This window comes from Alphaproteobacteria bacterium, assembly GCA_016722515.1.
Taxonomy (GTDB): Bacteria; Pseudomonadota; Alphaproteobacteria; order Rickettsiales; family JADKJE01; genus JADKJE01.
In genome coordinates this window covers 75,646-94,469 of sequence record JADKJE010000003.1, presented here as the reverse complement: position 1 = coordinate 94,469, position 18,824 = coordinate 75,646, and the positions used below count along the sequence as shown (strand labels likewise).

At 44.4% G+C, this 18,824-nt stretch carries 18 protein-coding genes; 9 read left to right on the top strand and 9 right to left on the bottom strand.

Going from position 1 to position 18,824, the window contains the following annotated elements; translation table 11 throughout:
- Window positions 1–74: 74 nt before the first annotated feature.
- The 4 genes from IPP74_09165 to IPP74_09150 are packed head-to-tail and all read right to left on the bottom strand — an operon-like array spanning window position 75 to window position 5,145.
- The gene (locus IPP74_09165; GenBank protein MBL0319437.1) at window positions 75–956 is read right to left on the bottom strand and encodes a polyprenyl synthetase family protein; all 882 of its coding nucleotides are present in this window, start codon (window positions 954–956) and stop codon (window positions 75–77) included.
- Between the two features lie 40 nt (window positions 957–996).
- On the bottom strand, window positions 997–1,446 hold the full coding sequence (locus IPP74_09160; protein ID MBL0319436.1) for a universal stress protein: 450 nt from the start codon (window positions 1,444–1,446) through the stop codon (window positions 997–999).
- 12 nt (window positions 1,447–1,458) lie between these two features.
- A complete protein-coding gene (locus IPP74_09155) occupies window positions 1,459–4,083 on the bottom strand; it encodes a TRAP transporter permease (protein MBL0319435.1) in 2,625 nt (874 codons plus the stop codon).
- Between the two features lie 57 nt (window positions 4,084–4,140).
- Window positions 4,141–5,145: a TAXI family TRAP transporter solute-binding subunit gene (locus tag IPP74_09150; protein MBL0319434.1), complete on the bottom strand. Its 1,005-nt coding sequence runs from the start codon at window positions 5,143–5,145 to the stop codon at window positions 4,141–4,143.
- A gap of 339 nt (window positions 5,146–5,484) precedes the next feature.
- On the opposite strand from IPP74_09150, the gene IPP74_09145 reads away from it, so the two are divergent.
- Together IPP74_09145 and IPP74_09140 are read left to right on the top strand one after the other, a co-directional pair.
- Entirely contained in the window at window positions 5,485–6,036 is a 552-nt protein-coding gene (locus tag IPP74_09145; protein ID MBL0319433.1) for a cytochrome c family protein, read from the top strand.
- A 24-nt stretch (window positions 6,037–6,060) separates the two neighbouring features.
- Window positions 6,061–6,309, top strand: coding sequence for a hypothetical protein (locus tag IPP74_09140; GenBank protein ID MBL0319432.1), 249 nt, complete (start codon window positions 6,061–6,063; stop codon window positions 6,307–6,309).
- Between the two features lie 32 nt (window positions 6,310–6,341).
- Here IPP74_09140 and IPP74_09135 read toward each other — a convergent pair whose 3' ends face one another.
- From IPP74_09135 to metC, 3 genes are all read right to left on the bottom strand, one after another.
- Window positions 6,342–7,541 (bottom strand): UbiH/UbiF/VisC/COQ6 family ubiquinone biosynthesis hydroxylase, encoded by a 1,200-nt coding sequence (locus IPP74_09135; protein MBL0319431.1) that lies wholly within the window; start codon window positions 7,539–7,541, stop codon window positions 6,342–6,344.
- Between the two features lie 96 nt (window positions 7,542–7,637).
- A complete protein-coding gene (locus IPP74_09130) occupies window positions 7,638–7,925 on the bottom strand; it encodes a hypothetical protein (protein ID MBL0319430.1) in 288 nt (95 codons plus the stop codon).
- Between the two features lie 157 nt (window positions 7,926–8,082).
- A complete protein-coding gene (gene metC, locus IPP74_09125) occupies window positions 8,083–9,279 on the bottom strand; it encodes a cystathionine beta-lyase (GenBank protein ID MBL0319429.1) in 1,197 nt (398 codons plus the stop codon).
- A gap of 128 nt (window positions 9,280–9,407) precedes the next feature.
- Here metC and IPP74_09120 point away from each other — a divergent pair, with 128 nt between their 5' ends.
- A complete protein-coding gene (locus IPP74_09120; protein MBL0319428.1) occupies window positions 9,408–10,313 on the top strand; it encodes a YihY/virulence factor BrkB family protein in 906 nt (301 codons plus the stop codon).
- A gap of 46 nt (window positions 10,314–10,359) precedes the next feature.
- Window positions 10,360–11,187 (top strand): alpha/beta hydrolase, encoded by an 828-nt coding sequence (locus IPP74_09115; protein ID MBL0319427.1) that lies wholly within the window; start codon window positions 10,360–10,362, stop codon window positions 11,185–11,187.
- Between the two features lie 8 nt (window positions 11,188–11,195).
- Here IPP74_09115 and IPP74_09110 read toward each other — a convergent pair whose 3' ends face one another.
- Complete coding sequence (locus tag IPP74_09110; GenBank protein ID MBL0319426.1) at window positions 11,196–11,417, bottom strand: hypothetical protein; 222 nt, start codon at window positions 11,415–11,417, stop codon at window positions 11,196–11,198.
- Between the two features lie 284 nt (window positions 11,418–11,701).
- Window positions 11,702–12,133, bottom strand: coding sequence for a PAS domain-containing protein (locus tag IPP74_09105; GenBank protein MBL0319425.1), 432 nt, complete (start codon window positions 12,131–12,133; stop codon window positions 11,702–11,704).
- Between the two features lie 74 nt (window positions 12,134–12,207).
- On the opposite strand from IPP74_09105, the gene IPP74_09100 reads away from it, so the two are divergent.
- From IPP74_09100 to IPP74_09080, 5 genes are all read left to right on the top strand, one after another.
- On the top strand, window positions 12,208–13,533 hold the full coding sequence (locus IPP74_09100) for an adenosylhomocysteinase (GenBank protein ID MBL0319424.1): 1,326 nt from the start codon (window positions 12,208–12,210) through the stop codon (window positions 13,531–13,533).
- 543 nt (window positions 13,534–14,076) lie between these two features.
- On the top strand, window positions 14,077–16,434 hold the full coding sequence (locus IPP74_09095; GenBank protein ID MBL0319423.1) for a PAS-domain containing protein: 2,358 nt from the start codon (window positions 14,077–14,079) through the stop codon (window positions 16,432–16,434).
- On the top strand, window positions 16,424–16,846 hold the full coding sequence (tsaE, locus tag IPP74_09090) for a tRNA (adenosine(37)-N6)-threonylcarbamoyltransferase complex ATPase subunit type 1 TsaE (protein MBL0319422.1): 423 nt from the start codon (window positions 16,424–16,426) through the stop codon (window positions 16,844–16,846). Before IPP74_09095 ends, tsaE begins: the two co-directional genes overlap by 11 nt.
- Before the next feature lie 76 nt (window positions 16,847–16,922).
- Entirely contained in the window at window positions 16,923–17,945 is a 1,023-nt protein-coding gene (locus IPP74_09085; GenBank protein MBL0319421.1) for a phosphotransferase, read from the top strand.
- Window positions 17,938–18,699: a nucleotidyltransferase family protein gene (locus IPP74_09080; GenBank protein ID MBL0319420.1), complete on the top strand. Its 762-nt coding sequence runs from the start codon at window positions 17,938–17,940 to the stop codon at window positions 18,697–18,699. Before IPP74_09085 ends, IPP74_09080 begins: the two co-directional genes overlap by 8 nt.
- Window positions 18,700–18,824: the final 125 nt, after the last annotated feature.

The following is an 18,824-nucleotide window of genomic DNA, read 5'->3' as shown; positions in this document are numbered from 1 at the left end:
TCGTGCACAACGGAAGCTACCCCCCTCATGGCAGCGGCACGAGAACAAACACAGTACTATTCATGTCTGAATGATTAATATTCCCTAGTACGAATATAATCCACCAGTTCACGCAACACATCCGCGTATTTATTTTTACCAAAAACTTCCAGGTGCGACTTGGCCTGTTCAGTCAACATCCGCGCCTGTTCTTTAGCTTTATCAACGCCCATGAGCCTTACTAACGTTGCTTTGCCAATGGTTTTATCTTTACGTAATTTTTTGCCGGCCTTTTCTTCATTGCCTTCAATATCAAGCAAGTCATCGGTAATTTGAAAGGCAAGGCCAATATCATGGGCATACCATTTCAACACATTACGCATCTGTACAGAGGCGTTGCCTAAAATAGCTCCTGCCTCACACGACACGGCAAACATTTCTCCCGTTTTCATGCGCTGTAAGCGGGTCGTTTCCATAACATTGAGTTCTCGTTTTTCAGCCAGCAAATCAATAATCTGCCCGCCCACCATACCATTGCAACCAGCGGCTTTGGCGATCGATTTAATCAACGCAATTCGCACAGCGTGAGAATTATGGGTACTGTCATCCGCCAACACTTCAAACGCTAGGGTCAGTAACGCATCTCCGGCTAATAAGGCCGTTGCTTCATCAAATTGTTTGTGGCAACTGGGCATACCACGGCGCGTATCATCATTATCAAGCGCTGGTAAATCATCATGAATCAGTGAATAGGCATGAATAAACTCAACCGCCGCAGCCACTTGTAAAGCCGAACCTTTACTAACACCAAAAAGCCCTGCCGATGTCACCGTTAAAAACGGACGGAGGCGCTTTCCTGGAGCCAGGACCGAATAACGCATGGCTTCAAATAATTTACTCTCCATACCCGCTCCAGGGGAAGGCAATAGCTTGTCCATTTTGTCGACAAGCAGCTCTGATGTTTCTTGTAATGCCATTTCAAGTTGCGACACGTTAACATTCCTTATAAGAAATCACTTATTCATTTTCTTCTTCTTTAGATCGCACAACCAGTACCGAACAATTAGAATGGCGCACCACTTTTGCAGCGTTAGGGCCAAGAAGATAATCCTTGAGTTCTGGACGATGTGCCTGCATGACGATTAGATCGGCCTTAATTTGCTCGGCTGTTTTGATAACACACTCATAGACAGCGCCTTTAGCAATGATATGCTGAACACGCACATTATCTGGAATATTTTTTTTCACAAACGCATGTAAATCGCTATTCGCCTTTTTGACAATATCATCCACCGATGTTTTAGGAAAATATTGCTGTATCATCGACATACCATAGGAAGAGACAACGGTCATAACATGGAGAGTTGCGTTAGGGAACGCTATCATAAAATCCTTTACCACAGGAAGGGATGATTCCCATGAGGTCCGTTCTGTGATATCAATCGGATATAGGATTACTTTATACATACACGACATCCTTTACTTTCTGACATTGTTAGTCTCTGGCTGAAATATACTGATTCTCCGTTTCCGTTGCAACCATACTATAACTCCGGTCAACAGAATAGCAACGAAATAAATCCACAGGATATTGGGCTGCTTGTTCGGAATGTCAATGGCCGAAATAAATTCATCCTGTTGATATCCTGCTTCTTCAGCCTTACTTCCTACGGTAACATCTTTAATCACGTAATCACCGCTGCGCTTTGCTAAGGTCAGCCCAAAATCGGTCCATTGCTTTTTACCTTTAACACCTTCTTCCATCACTGGAATAGACATCACCACGGTTCTAAAATGACCGTCTTCTTCGCCATCAATTTGCTTTTTAACAATCAAACGAATCTGTGTATTCAGCGGGAGCGTACTTAAACTCTCCTCTAAATCATAAGCCGTCTTTTTGGTATAAGCAGGGAACACAATATCCATTGCCACCTTAGGGACACAGATCATAAAAGAAACCAGCAATAAGATAGCCGATTCGTACAGTTTGCTTTTAACGACAAAATAATTGAACGTAGCCGCAGCGAACAAGATCACCGCCAAACTTGAGCGAACAAATACCCACACCCCTAACCAAACACTGTCCACACCAATTAACAAAAGCTGCGTATCATAGACAAACAGGAAAGGAATAAGGATGGTTCGCAAACTATACATAAAAGCGATCCATCCCGTACGGGTTGGATCACCACCAGACACAGCAGCTCCGGCAAAAGACGCAAGCCCCACCGGCGGCGTGATATCGGCAATAATACCAAAATAAAACACAAACAGGTGGACGGCTACTGCCGGGATAATCATTCCGCCTTGCGCACTTAACTCGGTAATAACAGGAGCCATCAACGTGGCAACCACCACGTAGGTAGCCGTAGTGGGTAAGCCCATGCCTAAAATAAGGCTAACAACGGCAGTAAGCGCTAACATACCGAATACAGAACCATTAGAAAGAATTTCCACAATTTCAGTCATTCTCTGACCAAAACCAGTGAGTGTTACCGCTCCAACAATGATACCTGCAACACCGGTACCAACGCCAATCACGACCATGTTCCGAGCGCCATCGGTCATGCCACTGAAAAAATCTTTAACGCCTCGTTTAAGCGCTTTTCTGAGATCAGCTTCCTTTCTAAAAAATGCTCGTAAAAAACGTTGCGTCAACAATACAAACATGATACTTAAACTCGCCCAAAAAGCGGCGAGCTCTGGCGTCATTTGCTCAACCATCAATAACCATACCAACACGGATATCGGTAATAAATGATGCAGCCCCTTCTGGGCAATTTCCCAAAAACCAGGAAGTTGTTTAATTGGATTATCTGGATCATCCAGCTCTAATTCATCAAAGCGCGATTCATACCACATCAACAAAATATAAGCGGCAAATATCCCACCGATTAACCAGGGGAAATATGCGTCAGGAAAGCGATGTTTAAGCCAGCTAATTGCTAAATAAGTAGTATAGCAAAAAGCAGAAATACCCACCGACGTCATGGCAACGACCAACCAATAAAGTAACGAAGAAGAATGCCTGCGCTTCGTCAAAACGGGCATATTGTTCTTCACCGCTTCAATATGAACTATATAAAACAAAGCGATATAGGAAATGACCGCAGGAATAAAGGCGTTTTTAATAACATCCGAATAAGGGATGCCTAAATATTCGGCCATTAAAAAAGCAGCAGCTCCCATCACTGGCGGCATAATTTGACCATTCACAGAAGAAGCCACTTCTACTGCAGCTGCCCGTTCCCTGCTAAATCCCACGCGACGCATTAACGGAATCGTAAAAATACCGCAACTAACCACGTTCGCCACAGACGAGCCCGATATCATCCCCTGAAAAGCAGAAGCAATTACTGCCGCTTTGGCTGGCCCTCCCCTTAAATGCCCAAGGAGCGCCACACAGAGTTGAATAAAATAATTACCTGCACCACTGCGTTCTAACATCGCACTAAACAGTACATACACAAAGACAAAACTCACCGACACATCAATAGCAACACCAAAAACTCCCTCTGTCGATAACCACTGGTGTGAAGCCAGTTTTGACAGGGAGTTACTATGATGCGATAACAGTTCAGGCAGATAAGGACCAATGAATATATAAATCAGGAAGGCGATACAGAAAATCATCAATGGTGCGCCCAGACTTCGTCTGGTGGCTTCCAACAAAAATACTATTCCCAAGATAGAAACACCAATATCAACATGATTCGGCATTCCAGGACGCAGTGACAAATGGTTAAAATCGACAAACATATAAAGAATTGTCGCTACCGCCAGAAATGCAAACAACCAATCTATAACGGGAACATAATGTCGCGGCGAACTTTTGAAGGCTGGATACGCAAGAAACGCAAGAAAACTTGCAAAAGCCAAGTGCACATAACGCACATTGGTCGAATCAATAATAAACAATTGAAGATCATAGGGAAATGGCGAAGCAATCCATAACTGAAATATCGACCACATAAAAGCGATCGACATCATGATCATATAAACCAATCCGCGCGGTCGTCTGCCACCGCAATCATTTTCAACAACCAAATCGTCTAATATGAGCGTCCCCCCCAACTCGTCAGACTTCCTCAGCTGTTGAACCATAGAAAAAACCTTTTAAAATCAAGGAATAAAGGCAGAGCTATTAGGCGTGCGATGTCATTACATCAATTTCTTTTCTTTGAAGTAGCGGATAGCGCCATTATGCAAAGGAGCCGTGTTGCCTTCTTTAATCAAACGCTTCTTATCGAGGTTAGCAAAAACCGGGTGAAGCTTTTTGAAATCGTCAAAGTTATCAAAGACGGCTTTGACGACATTATAAATAACATCATCACTTACTTTTGCAGAGGTGATAATCGTTGCTTTGATACCAAAGGTACGAATATCATTCGGTGTTCCCGCATACATGCCTCCTGGAACGGTGGTCATCGCGTAGAACGGAGAATCTTTGATCATTTTATCCACCGCAGGTCCTTCAACATTGATCAACCTTACGTTACATAATTTAGAGACTTCCTGTACTGCACCATTTGGATGACCCGCACTGTAAATCATCACATCGATTTTATTATCGCATAAAGCGTGAGGCTGCTCTGACGCACGAAGCTCAGAAGCCAGTTTGAAATCTTTCATCGTCCAACCAAGATACTTCATTAGTTCTTGCATGGTCGCACGGGTACCCGAACCTGGATTACCGACGTTAACCCGTTTATTTTTAAGATCTTCTAATTTTTTGATACCAGAATCATTTCTAACCACAATGGTAAACGCCTCGGTATGAAGTGAAAATAATGCGCGCAAATTACGGTCCGGTCCTTGCGGGCTAAAGAAACTTGTACCATTATAGGCATGATATTGCCAATCTGACTGGGTCAAGGCGATGTCGAGCTCACCTGTGCGTAATGCATTAATGTTATAAATAGAACCGCCGGTTGATTCAACAGAGCAACGGATACCGTGCACTTTCGCCCGACCACGGTTAACCAGACGGCAAATGGCACCACCCGTAGGATAATAAACCCCTGATATACCACCGGTTCCAATGGTTACATAACGTCGCTCTTTTGAGGAATCACTTTGTTCCTGTTGTGCATCCGCACTAAAACTCATGACCGAAACGATTAAGGAGGCTACAGATAGCAATACCTTACGCAACAACGACTTCATATGAATCTCCGATATTAAATACCCTGGAATTACACTATAACATGCTTAATGTAACCCCGAGTCGCAAATCTTACGGCGAGCGCACACACTCAAAACCTTCCACTCAATCTATCATCTTCACGTAATCTTGACAAGCACTTCTCGCCACCTCGAACATCTTTTGCTTAAGTGGTGTATATCCGCCACATATCCTCACTCAAATGACGGCATTTTACCGAGGCAATCTGTTTTATACATAAGTGTATTTCCCATGATTTTTTATATTTAGGCTTGCAGACTTTCTGCTAGCCATGTTATAAACAATTATCAACGTTTGTTTTAATATTGAGGATAGGTCTCATGAAAGGAATTGAATTCAATAAAATAGCCGCTGCTATTTTGGTAACTGGATTGGTTATGCTGGTATGCGGTACCGTAGCTGAGGCACTTTATTTTAAAGATGAAGGCGGCGAAAGCGCAGAAAGCGCTACGCATACGGAAGCCAAGCGAGGTTTCCAAATCGCCGTTGAAAATAATGCTAGCTCTGGTGCTGCCAAAAGCGCAGAACCTGAGGTTCCTTTTGAGCAAGTTCTTGCTAGTGCCGATCCTAAAAAAGGTGAAGCGATTTCCAAAAAATGCACGTCGTGCCATTCATTCGATAAAGACGGACCTAACAAGGTCGGCCCAGCCCTCTGGGGTATTGTCGGCAGAAAACCTGGTGCCCACGATGGCTTCCCTTATTCGGATGCAATGAAAGGATTTACCGGTACAGCTTCCTGGGATTCAGCAAGTTTAAATACTTTCTTAACGAAACCACAGGATTATATCAAAGGGACCAAAATGAGTTTTGCTGGACTCAGCAAAGCAGAAGATAGGGCCGCGGTTATCCGTTATTTGGAGACACTAAAATAACTTTTAAGGATCCATTCACTCTTTATGGACGTTTCACTGTTTCTTAATTTCTTTTATAAGCATCCTGCCTATGCATGGGCGTTTTGTGGAACGTTACTGGTGTTTCTTGGCCTTGTCATCCAAACGTTCCGGGTGTGGTTTATGTCACCAGGAGTGGCTTGCTTGATCACCAGCGGCTTGATGTTCATTGGACTTGTGTCAGCTGGATCGTTATTAATTCAAGTATTATGTACGCTTGGGTTTTTGGTGATTATCATTGCTTGTTACGAGTAACCGCTGATTGCGTTCACATAACACGTTGTCTCTTACACCTCTTCAGGCTGCAAAAAACTGGTCACTCCCATCGCATGCCGCATGAAATAATCTTTGAGCGGATCAATTCGATTAACCGCACTTAAACCCATTCTTCTCAGCAAGGATAGCGGCAAATGATTATTTGAAAATAGGCGGTTGATTGCATCCGTTGCCAGCGTCATCGCCAAACTATCACCTTGCCTCAATCGGTGATAATCTCTCAGCACTTTATCATTGGCAATACTTAAGCCAACCAATTGCGCTTTATTTATTTGCTTAACTAAACAGGCTATATCACGGATACCTAAATTAAATCCCTGCCCTGCCAGTGGATGAACTCCATGAGCAGCATCACCGATCAACGCCACACGGTTACTATAAAAGCAGCTTGCATACGCCAGTCGCAAAGGATAGGAAAAACGCTTACTATGCAACGATACTTTGCCTAAATAATCCCCTACCCTTTCCTGTAATACTGTATTAAACTCGGCTTCTGGCATAGTCAGATAGAGCGGAGCCACTGCCTCTGGTAATGTAAAAACAATTGAAGATAGATAATCTCCTTTCATTGGTAAAACAGCAAAGGGGCCATCGGGTAGAAAACGTTCTAAAGCCAAACCACCATGAGCCATTTCGTGTGATATCGTAAAGCTAAGTGCCGATTGTCGATACGGTACCACAATCGATTTAATACCCAACGCCTCCCTGAACTGCGATAGCCTTCCATCAGCCAGGACTGCTAATTCTCCACCAATCGTATTACCGTCTTCCAATGTCACGCTAACTTCCGACCGTTGATTATCCAGTTTGAGAATGGTCGTATTAAATTGGAAAGTTACCCAGGGATAGGTGGCTAGTTGTTTAAGCAAGCCTTCCTTAATCGAATCGATAGGACATATATATCCCATCGGTAACCCTTGTTTACTATTTTCAAAATGGATGGATTGGGGGGATGATTTATCAACAACGCGAATATCCAAGATGGGTTGGGCATCTTCAAACACATTTCCCCATACGCCCCATGATTCAAGCCACTGCGATGATCCAAGCGAAACCGCAAGTGAGCGTCCATCCTGAAAGGGTTTACGGTATGATGCTTCATCTTGTTTTTCAAGAATCACAATTGGTAGTCGCAAGGCTGCCATAGCAGCAGCAACAGCTAATCCGCTTAAACCGGCTCCGATAACAATGATGGGTTTGCGTGTATACATGTCTTTTTTTTAGGACATTTTATCAAAGGAAGCAAGCACCAATAAAAAAAAGGGCTAGCGAAGCTAGCCCTTTTAATTTCTGTAAAACAGCTCAGATTAGTGAGCAGCTTCAGCAGGTGCAGCTGGAGCAGCAGCAGGCTGTTCGCCAGCTGGAGCTGGAGCAGCAGCTGGTTGTTCACCAGCAGGAGCTTGCGCAGCGGCAGCAGGTTGTTCAGCAGCAGGCTGAGCAGCAGGAGCAGCTTGCTGTTCTGCAGCAGGAGCTTGTTGCTCAGCAGCAGGAGCAGCTTGCTCTTGTGCTGGTTGTTCAGAGTTTTGGCTATTTTCAGACTGACCACAAGCCGCCAAAGAGAGCAATACGGTCAATGCAACGAGTACTTTTTTCATAAGTATATCCTTATATTACCTTTTAAAACAAGACTTTCACCACCAGCCTACGCGGCCGTAGATTAAATCTTAAGTCTGATATTATCCGATAAAAAAATAAAATCAATACCTTATTTCTACCCCACCGTGAATTTTTAATTGTTTTTTCAATATATGCCTAAAGCCTGGCAAATCCGGCCTTTAGGTCACTTATTAAATCATCAGGATGCTCCAATCCAACATGAATGCGGAGGTAGGTTCCGATTTCTTTAAAACGCGAAGAAGTCACACTCCTTGCCGACTGAATATCAATATCCAAAATGAGGCTTTCATACCCCCCCCAGGATGCACCGATGGCAAAGTATTTCATCGGATCAACCATCTGCGAAACCGACTCGTGGCTGTGCTTTTCCTTCAGAACAAAGCCAATCAGACCTGATCCCCCCAGAAAATCCCTTTTCCAAATCGCATGTTGCGGGTGCGATGGATGCGGAGGATACCACACTTGCTCGACGTTAGGGTGATTGGCTAGCCAGTTGGCAACAAGCTGTGCTGATTGAAAATGTTTCTCCAAACGTACCGCTAATGTCCGTATGCCACGTTGAATCAAGTAGCAATCCGCCGGACTAATAGCCATTCCTGTACTTCTATAGGTTGCATAGAGTGTTTGGAAATGCTTTTCCTCTAGCGTGGTAATACTGCCAGCCAAGAGATCTGAATGTCCTCCTACATATTTTGTTAAAGCCTGGATAGAAACATCAATACCATGGCTGAAAGGTTTATAATAAAGTGGGCTCGCCCACGAATTATCGATCATTGTTATGATATTTTTTTCTTTGGCAATGGCAACGATTGCCGGAATATCCTGTACTTCAAAGCTCAGCGAACCAGGACTTTCTAAGAAAATCACTTTAGTATTTGGCTTGATAAGGTCTCTAATGCCTTCCCCGATCAATGGATCATAATAGGTTGTTTCAACCCCCAACCTTTGCAGGGTCTGTTTACTAAAACGGCGGGTTGGCCCATAGACCGCATCGGTTATCAAGACATGGTCCCCTGCACTTAAAAACGACAGCAACGCCAACGTAACGGCAGACAATCCAGAAGGGGTTAACAACCCATATTTTCCTCCTTCTGCTTCTGCAACGGCTGTAGCGGCGGCAAAGACAGTGGAGGTTCCAGTAATACCATAGCTATGATCCATCCCCTTTGCATCACTGAGGACTGGGTAAAAAGCCTCACCTTTCCCACCTTTTTCATAATCATTCAGGCTAGGAAACACAACCGTTGATGCCCTGACGATAGGTGGATTAACGGCGCCTTGTTGTTTGAGAGGATTTCGCCCTGTATGGACCAGACGTGTCTCATCATGCATAGATTCAAGCTCCTAAACGTTCGTGCCCACCATTTAACCAGATTTTACGAGGCAAAACAATCCTATACCGCATTGAAAAATAATTTGATATCGGTTAGGTTAATACGGATAATTGGGAACGAAAAATCATGGCATGGTCTACCACACAATTTTTGAGCTGTTTTTATAAGGCCGCGCGCGACTTAATTCTGCATGATGGGGTCGAGCATTCAGGGTATCTTTCGTTTCTGGCCCTGTTATCCTTTTTTCCTTTTCTGGTTTTCTTCGTTTCTGTTTTAGGGGCCATCGGCGATACCAGCCTTGCCTACTTGTTTATTGAATATGTCTTTGGCACAATCCCCCCCCAATTTACAGAGGCTTTACAGGCTAGAATACATGAGATACTTTCTGGGCCGCCTCAAGGATTACTCACCCTTGCTATCGTTGGCGCTATCTGGACGGCCTCGTCATCGGTAGAAGGTCTCAAAACCATTTTAAATCGCGCATATCGGGTAGGGACACCTCCCAATTATCTATTACGACGATTTTTCAGCATCATTGAATTTTTCTCTATTACCGTTGCCCTGTTCATTGCGATGGTTGCCTTTATCTTCCTTCCGGCCCTTTGGATTAAGATACATTCATTGCTGCATACGAATGCGTTTGATCTCACCGTCTCTACCATACGGACCCTAGTCGCTGGTTTTATCTTATTCATAGGGATTTCTATCCTTTATTACATGCTTCCCAATTGCAGGCAACGCAGCCTTACCGTGCTGCCTGGAGCCTTTTTAGTGGTCATTGGTTGGTTGGGAGCGGCGAATATCCTAACCCTCTATATTAGCCATTTTCATCAGGTTAATATTATTTATGGAAGCTTGGGCGGTATGATTATTACGCTGCTTTTTTTCTATATCGTCAATATGATCTTTATTTATGGAGCTGAGTTTAATTATCATTTTGAACGCATGTTTGGCATAACACCCAACGAAAAAAAACTCGTTCCCGCAAACGAGACCCCAACTAAACTTGATAAAGATTCTCTTAAAAAATAACGATACATTTACCTTTCTTAAATGCCATCGCCCTTATAATAACCCTATGATAAAGTTAATTGCCATCATCCTTATTGCCTACAGTGCGCTCTGTCTGGGAATGTTTCTTTTCCAGAGACGCATTGTATTCCGCCCTGAAATAGCCATCATGAACCCCCATGATTTCAAACTCGATAGTGCTTCACGGCTTTCACTGGAAACCACCGATAGTGTAAAATTAACGGCTTGGTACATTGCTCCCAAAGGAACCGGGTATCCAACGATGGTCTATTTTCACGGTAATAAAGGCCATATTGGCGACCGTGCCGAAAAACTGCGGGCCTTTTCTCAACTAGGGCTAGGCATCTTGGCTATCAGTTACCGTGGATATGGCGATAGTAAAGGCACGCCTACCGAACAAGGACTTTATGAAGATGGCCGCGCCGCCTTACGCTATTTAATCCATAATCTTGCCTTGCCTTTGGATCACATTGTTATTTATGGTGAGTCATTAGGAAGCGGCGTTGCCGTGCACATGGCTACTGAATTCCCTGTCAAAGCCATTATGCTGGAAGCGCCCTATTCTTCGATTCTGGATTTAGCCCACGAAAATTATCCGTTTATTCCTACCAGCCTGTTGCTTCGCGATAAATTTTTATCCATCCGCAAAATACGTTCAGTCCACGCCCCCCTATTGATTATGCACGGAGCAGAAGACCAAACCATCCCCATCAAATTTGGTAAAGAACTCTATGGCGTTGCCAACGAGCCAAAGAAAGCCGTTTTCTTTGATCATTATCATCATACCGACTTTGAAATCGGTGTCTTAGCAACCTGCGTTAAACAATTCCTTCAGCACTATAAAGCGCTGCCGGAAGACACAATACAGCCGTAACCAACGCATTAGACTGTTTTGTTAAACCGGGTAATCACCAGGTAAAAAATGCCGGCTAACGCCAGATATGTAAGCAGATAGCACCACGCAACAGGATACTCGGTTCCCATCGACTTAATTCCAAAGGATTCCTCAACCCAAAGCCATAGGGGCCGTAGAAAATCAGTTAAGATCATGCCTAAGGGCAGATAGGCAACAACGACACCTAATTTAATTAAAAATTTGCTCATGGATTCATTCATCGAGAGAACCTCTTTTTCATGTCATATTACCACACGTTAGAAAAGGCATTGTGATCACACGTTCCTTTCCAACATTGAGGTTAATATAGAGTGGACGAACCCAAAATTAAAGAGGATTCATCATTGCCCATTTAGAAAAGAATTCATTATGACCTCAGGAAATCAGTTAGCATGCTCCTAACGACAGTTTGGCAACGACAGCATTTAATTTAATTAAACGTTTGCTCATTGTACTAAAGCAATATGGTGATGAATCATCATAAGGGACTCCACTAAAACTCCCGCCAGGACACCCCAAGGATAAAATGGGTGATATGCTCGTTATCCTTGCCAAAAGGCAAAATAATCGAACGGTATTTGACTACCTTGCTCTTTTCATTCACAAATTGGCCTTCTTCGGTCGTTGGCTGTGTTTTAGCCACCAAGGAATCAAGATGGTGGATGAGCTTAAATTTGGGTGAGGTCAGCATGTTGGCAATCACCCTCTCCCCGGACATGCTTTTACCAAGGACTTTGGCCAAACTTTCACCCATAAATTCAAAATAGTAGGTTCGCGTTCCCGCCTCTGTCACCGATATTTTGGCACATTGCTGCCAAATATCGGCCATGGCCCCAGAATTGAAGCTTTCAATCGCTGGAATACGCCCGTCTTTACACAAGCGGTTCCAATAATTCGATAATCTATCGTTTAAACGTTGTTCCACAGGCTTCACAAAAGGATGATTCGCTGCTATGGTATCGGTTCTTTGTTAATCTCACGTTAAATAGAGGATCTATTATGTCACACCTGAATACAGCAATCAACATACACCCCTCTGGTCACGATTATAAAGTGGCTGATATATCCCTGGCCGAGTGGGGACGTAAGGAAATTTCTATCGCCGAAAAAGAAATGCCAGGCTTAATGGCCCTCCGTGCCGAATATTCCCAAAGCAAACCGCTTGCAGGTGCGCGCATTACGGGTTGCCTGCATATGACAACTGAAACAGCCGTACTGATTGAAACCCTCATTCACCTCGGTGCAGAAATCCGCTGGAGTTCTTGCAATATTTTCTCTACCCAGGATCAAGCTGCTGCTGCGATTGCCGCTGCGGGTATCCCAGTTTTTGCGTGGAAAGGCGAAACCGAAGAAGAATATGACTGGTGTATTGAACAAACCATCCACGGCCCCAATGGCTGGACACCTAACATGCTGTTGGATGATGGCGGCGATTTAACCCAGATCGTGCACCAGCACTACCCGGACATCGCCAAACAGATTAAAGGCGTTTCCGAAGAAACCACTACCGGTGTGTTGCGTCTTTACGACATGGCCAAACAAGGCAAGCTTTGCATGCCGGCAATCAACGTCAATGATTCGGTTACTAAATCTAAATTTGATAATTTATATGGTTGCCGCGAAAGCCTGCCTGATGGTATTAAACGCGCTACCGGTATTATGCTTGCTGGAAAGAAATGCGTTGTTGCTGGTTATGGCGACGTGGGTAAAGGCTGTGCAGCAGCGCTGCGTGGCCAGGGTGCTCGCGTATTGATTACCGAAATCGATCCTATCTGCGCCTTACAGGCAGCGATGGAAGGTTATGAAGTACTCACCATGGAAGATGCCGCTCCTATTGCCGATATTTTTGTAACGGCCACTGGAAACTTTGGCATTATTACCCTTGAGCATATGCGTGCGATGAAAGATCAGGCCATCGTCTGCAATATCGGACACTTTGATAACGAAATCGATGTGGCATCCCTGCAGAACCTGCGCTGGGAAGAAGTCAAACCGCAAGTAGACCGTATCTTTTTTGCCGATGGCAAGTCAATCATCCTGTTGGCAAAAGGCCGTTTGGTGAATCTTGGGTGTGCAAAAGGGCATCCTTCATTTGTGATGAGCACCTCCTTCACCAACCAAGTACTGGCTCAATTAGAACTCTGGAATCATCATCATCAATATGAGAACAAGGTGTACACGCTTCCTAAACATCTGGATGAAAAAGTTGCATGGCTGCATTTAGAAAAATTAGGTGTCAAACTCACGACTTTGTCTGAGGAGCAAGCATCGTATATCGGCGTTAGCCCACAAGGCCCATTCAAGCCGGATCATTATCGATACTAAGATTGCTGAGTATGACGGAGTGTGGGAATCCAGCGCAATACTGATTGCGCGACCAGCGCAATTCCTTCACTTCCGTGCCTGAATCACAGTAGTATGGAATTTTGCTAGTCGCAAAATAGTGTTGCGCTGGATCTCCAGCCCATTACGCTTACGCTACATGGGCTGAAGATGACGGAGAGTCGCGTGGAATCCAGCACAACACTGATTGCGCGACCAGCGCAATTCCTTCACTTCCGCGCCTGAATCACAGTAGTATGGAATTTTGCTAGTCGCAAAATAGTGTTGCGCTGGATCTCCAGCCCATTACGCTTACGCTACATGGGCTGAAGATGACGGAGAATCGCGTGGAAATCCAGCGCAATTCATTCGCTTCGGTGTCTGAATCACAGTATTGCAGAGTTGCACTTCAAAAAAATAGACGTTAGACTAATTAAATTGCCTGAGCATCGGGTATATCTTAGTATCGATATTGATCAAAAAGGTCATTTGGCCTTATCATTATTGATATAAAGATTGAGTACATTTAGGGGGATGGTTGAGTGTATGGGGATAGCGTTTGTTGCGCTGGGAGCGGGCGGTTTGATGGTGGGTGGACTGATTGGTTTTGCGGCCAATTATCTATTGGAGCGAATCAAACAATCGCCCTCAGTGCCGTTTTTGCCAAAAGGAAAACATAATCCTTTCGGTTATGTCATCTGGGATATTAATGAAAAAAAAGCGCAGGTAATTAATCTGCACACGCTCCTGCATATCATTACCCCCATTCGATCATTGGAACAATTAGCCTCTTATTTTTCAGGGGCAGACCAAAGCCATTTCCTGCAAGCCTGCCAGGATTGCATCGTCAAACAGCATAATTTCAGTATGACGCTGCAAACCTCCATCCAGGATCAAAATCGTTTTGTCGATTGTTATGCGCATCTTGATTTTACTGACATTGGCAAACCTCACCAAATCACCTTTTACTTCTGGGAAGTCACGCCCATTATCGTGCAAGACCAGGAATTACAGCGCCATCACACGACATTGCAGCAACAGGCCGAACATTACTTAATGCTGGCCAATGCCGCCCCCTTCCCTATGTGGCAGCGCAATGAAAATCTGGATATTACCTTTTGCAACAGCAGCTATTGCCAGGCCGTCGATTACCATATAGGTGGCACTTCCGAGGAAAAACAAGCCATACCCGAATTATGCCGGACCGGCAGGCACTTAGGGCAAAAGGCTCTTGCCAATAAAAAGACAACCAGTGAAAACCATCACGTTATCATTGAAGGAGAACGTCGGCTTTTTTCAATTATGGAAGTGCCCTCAAGCGATTTCTCCAGTCTCAATGGATATGCCATTGATATCACCGCACAAGAAGTTTTAACAAACGATATTAACAGCCATATCAAAGCACAATCGGATTTTTTTGAATCGATGACCAGCGCCGTTGCCTTATTTAGCAGCGATACACGCATTCAGTTTTATAACCATGCTTTCTTTGCCTTATGGGGCTTAGATGAACAATGGTTGGCAACCCATCCCACTTATAGTGAATTTTTATCCAAATTACGCGATGAACGTAAATTACCAGAGCAAGCGAATTTCCTTATCTTTAAGGAAAGCCAGCTTAAACTTTTTGGCGAATTAACCAGCCCTCATAATGAATTTTATTATCTTCCCAACGGCAATACGCTTCGCGTCGTTGCTATTCCCTATGCTATGGGCGGCCTTATTTTTACCTATGAAGACCTCACTGAGCGCCTTGCCCTTGAGCGTTCGTATAATACCTTAATTGAAGTACAACGTACCAGCCTTGATCACCTCCAGGAAGGGGTATCCGTCTTCGGTAGTGATGGTAAATTAAAATTATTTAATCCTGTCTATACCAAACTGTGGAACCATGATCCAGAATGGCTTCTTACGCAACCTCACGTATCCGAATTAGTTGAACGCAGCAAAGATCTCTATGTGTACAACACCGATTGGAATAGCTTTAAAGAACATGTTATTTCCTTCATCAATCTCTCTCAACCACGCGAGGAAATTATCGAAAGACGTGACGGCAAAGTGATCCGCCGTTCAGCCTCCCCACTTCCAGATGGCGGCAGCATGTTCAGTTATGTGGATATCACCGATTCGTCCTTACTCGAACGCAGCTTGCGCGAACGCAATGAAGCATTAGAAGAAGCCGATAAAGTGAAGGCTGAGTTCCTGGCCAATATTTCCTACGAACTGCGCACACCACTGACTACCATCATTGGCTTTTCAGATATGTTACTGCAGGGCATCCACGGAAGCATGGCAGCTAAACAGCATGAATATGTAGAAGATATCCGCTTTTCTTCTCACTATCTGTTAACGCTGATTGATGACATTCTTGATCTTACCTCCAGTGATGCGGGCCATTTAAAACTCGATATGACCCATTTTGATTTTTATCACACCATGCAAACGGTTGAGCCTATGTTTAAAGACCTCACCCAGCGCCATCATTTGACGTTCCATTTTGATTGCCCTGCTGATATTGGCTTTATAGAGGGTGATGAGGGCAGAATTACCCAGGTGCTCGTTAAATTACTGCATAATGCTGTTTTTTATAATCAACTGGGTGGCCAGGTATCGCTTGGCGCTAAAACAACCCACGATCATTGGATTGAGTTTTGGGTCGAAGATGGTGGCATTGGCATTGCCCAGGATGATATACCTCACCTCTTTGACCGTTTTTTCCGTTCCAGCCATGCCAAGGTTTCTGGCGTTAAAGGAACGGGCCTTGGCCTTTCAGTGGCTAAAAACATTATTGACATGCACGGTGGTACGATTACCATTACGTCAACATTAGGCCAGGGCACGTCCGTTACCTGTCGTTTGCCACGTCAACATCAACAACGCGAACCGATTAAACATGACGCATAACACGATGATTTTTAATGACCAATCTTCTTTGGAGCAATTTGCTGTTGAGTTCGGCCAATCACTGATACCTGGTGATGTGGTTACGCTGGAAGGTGATTTAGGCGCAGGCAAAACCACGTTTACACGGGCGCTTTTAAGAGGCATCTCCAATCACCCAACACTTGAAGTTCCAAGCCCTACCTTTAGTCTAGTCCAAACATACCAAACACCCAAAGGCGAGATCTGGCATTTTGACTTGTACCGTTTAGAAGACACGCAGGAAGTGTTTGAACTTGGCATTGAAGAAGCCCTTGCCAATGGTATTGCGATTATTGAATGGCCACAGCTTATCGAAACGTACCTCCCTGCTCATACCAAACGATTACATATTGAATGTGGCGAAGCCCCACATACCAGAATGATAAAATTTTAAATTATTGATTGCCTGTAACCGTGGTTTGCCCTTTAATAAGAGAATCATATTCGCTCACACAAGCAGACATTGCCCTATGACCCGAGATCAACTTAAACATGAATTCCTTCACCAACATGGCTGGGGACACGCAACGCGTATCTGCGTTGCCGGTGATGCCTCACGGCGTTCTTATGAGCGCTTGCTTCTTCAAGGAAAAACCAGGATATTCATGGATGCACCGCCTCCTGATGAATCGGTCATTGAATTTATTCAAATTGACCATTACCTGGCTGGCCTGGGACTTCATGTTCCACAGATAGAAGCCATTGATGAATTAAATGGATTCCTTATCTTGGAAGATTTGGGCGACCTACCCTTTGGCCTGGCCATAAAAGAACCACATAACTTTGACGAATTGACACTCTATCAGGGGGCTGTGGATGTATTATGCGTTCTCCACCAGGGGGCGCCATTGGCTTCGTGTTCCGGGCTTGGCAATCAACAACTATTAAAGGATTTGGCACAGCTTACTGATTGGTATCTCCCCTCATTACTCAAACGCCGCCTCACCGAATCGGAATTAAAGCAGTTTCATGATTTATGGATGCCTTTATTTGATGTGTGCCGCATTTTACCAGCAGTCACTGTCTTACGTGACTATCATTCACCCAACTTAATGTGGCTGCCTCACTTAGAAGGCCTCAACCGCGTTGGGGTCATTGATTTTCAGGATGCCGTCATCGGCTCTCCAGCATTTGACCTTGTCTCGTTGCTAGAAGATGCTCGCCTTGACTTGCAACCACAAACCGAAGGCATTTTGCTTTCACATTATTGCAGCCAGATGTCTGGCCTTTCTAAAGAGCAGCTTTACCTTGAGTACACCATTTTTGGCGTCCAGCGTAATTTAAAAATACTCGGCTTTGCCTGCCGCAAATTGATGAATGAACAGAATCGTAATTATCTGCATCTTATTCCGCGCATGTGGCGTTATTTGACTCGCGATTTGGAGCATCCCAATATGGCCGAATTAAAACGCTGGCTGGATGATTTATTGCCGGTGACCTCCCGGCCGCTTGATATTCTCATCAATCGCTATGAAGAGGCCAACCATGGATAATATCCCCACCCAAGCCTTTATTTTTTCGGGCGGATTTGGATTGCGTATGCGACCCATTACGCTGACAACCCATAAATCGTTGATCAAGGTAGGAGGAAAACCACTACTTGATTATGCCATTGATAAAATGGCCGCCTGCGGTGTAACCGATATCCATGTGAACACCCATTATCGCGCAGACGATATCTTGCATCATTTAAAGCATAGGCAGGAACACGATCCTGTTCCACGCTTTCATATCTCTTATGAGCCCGAATTACTGGAAACCGGTGGAACCGTAGCCTTGGCACTGCCAGAGCTACAGAACCAGCCTTTCTTTACACTTAATCCCGATACACTTTGTTTAGATGGAGCAACGCCTGCACTCCATCGCCTTGCTAACGCATTTGACCCTGACACCATGCTTGGAATGCTCCTTGTGCATCCTGTAGAAAAGGCCATTGGCTATCCCGGCAATGGCGACTTTGGCTTACAGAACAACCAGCTCTATTTTCCCAAAGAAAAGAACGAAACATTACCCTATGTCTATACCGGCATCGGTATTTTCCATCCTCGATTATGGCAACAAATCGAACTACCTACACCACCTTATTCCATCAATCATTTTTTCAAAGCCCTACGTGATGATGATGATATCATCCAGCATATTTACGGACTGGTACATGATGGCCAGTGGCTGCATATCGGCACACCAGAAGAATTGGACGTTGCCCAATCATTCATGGCTCATGAAACGGCTTATGTGAGCAAATAATAAAAACAGATTGGCCCGCAGTATCGTTCTTAAACATTTAACCACTTATCTGCAGATCAAAAAAAAACCGGGGAGCTGGGCAGGCATAAAACTCTCCATAGCTTGTTTATTTAATTATCGCATAA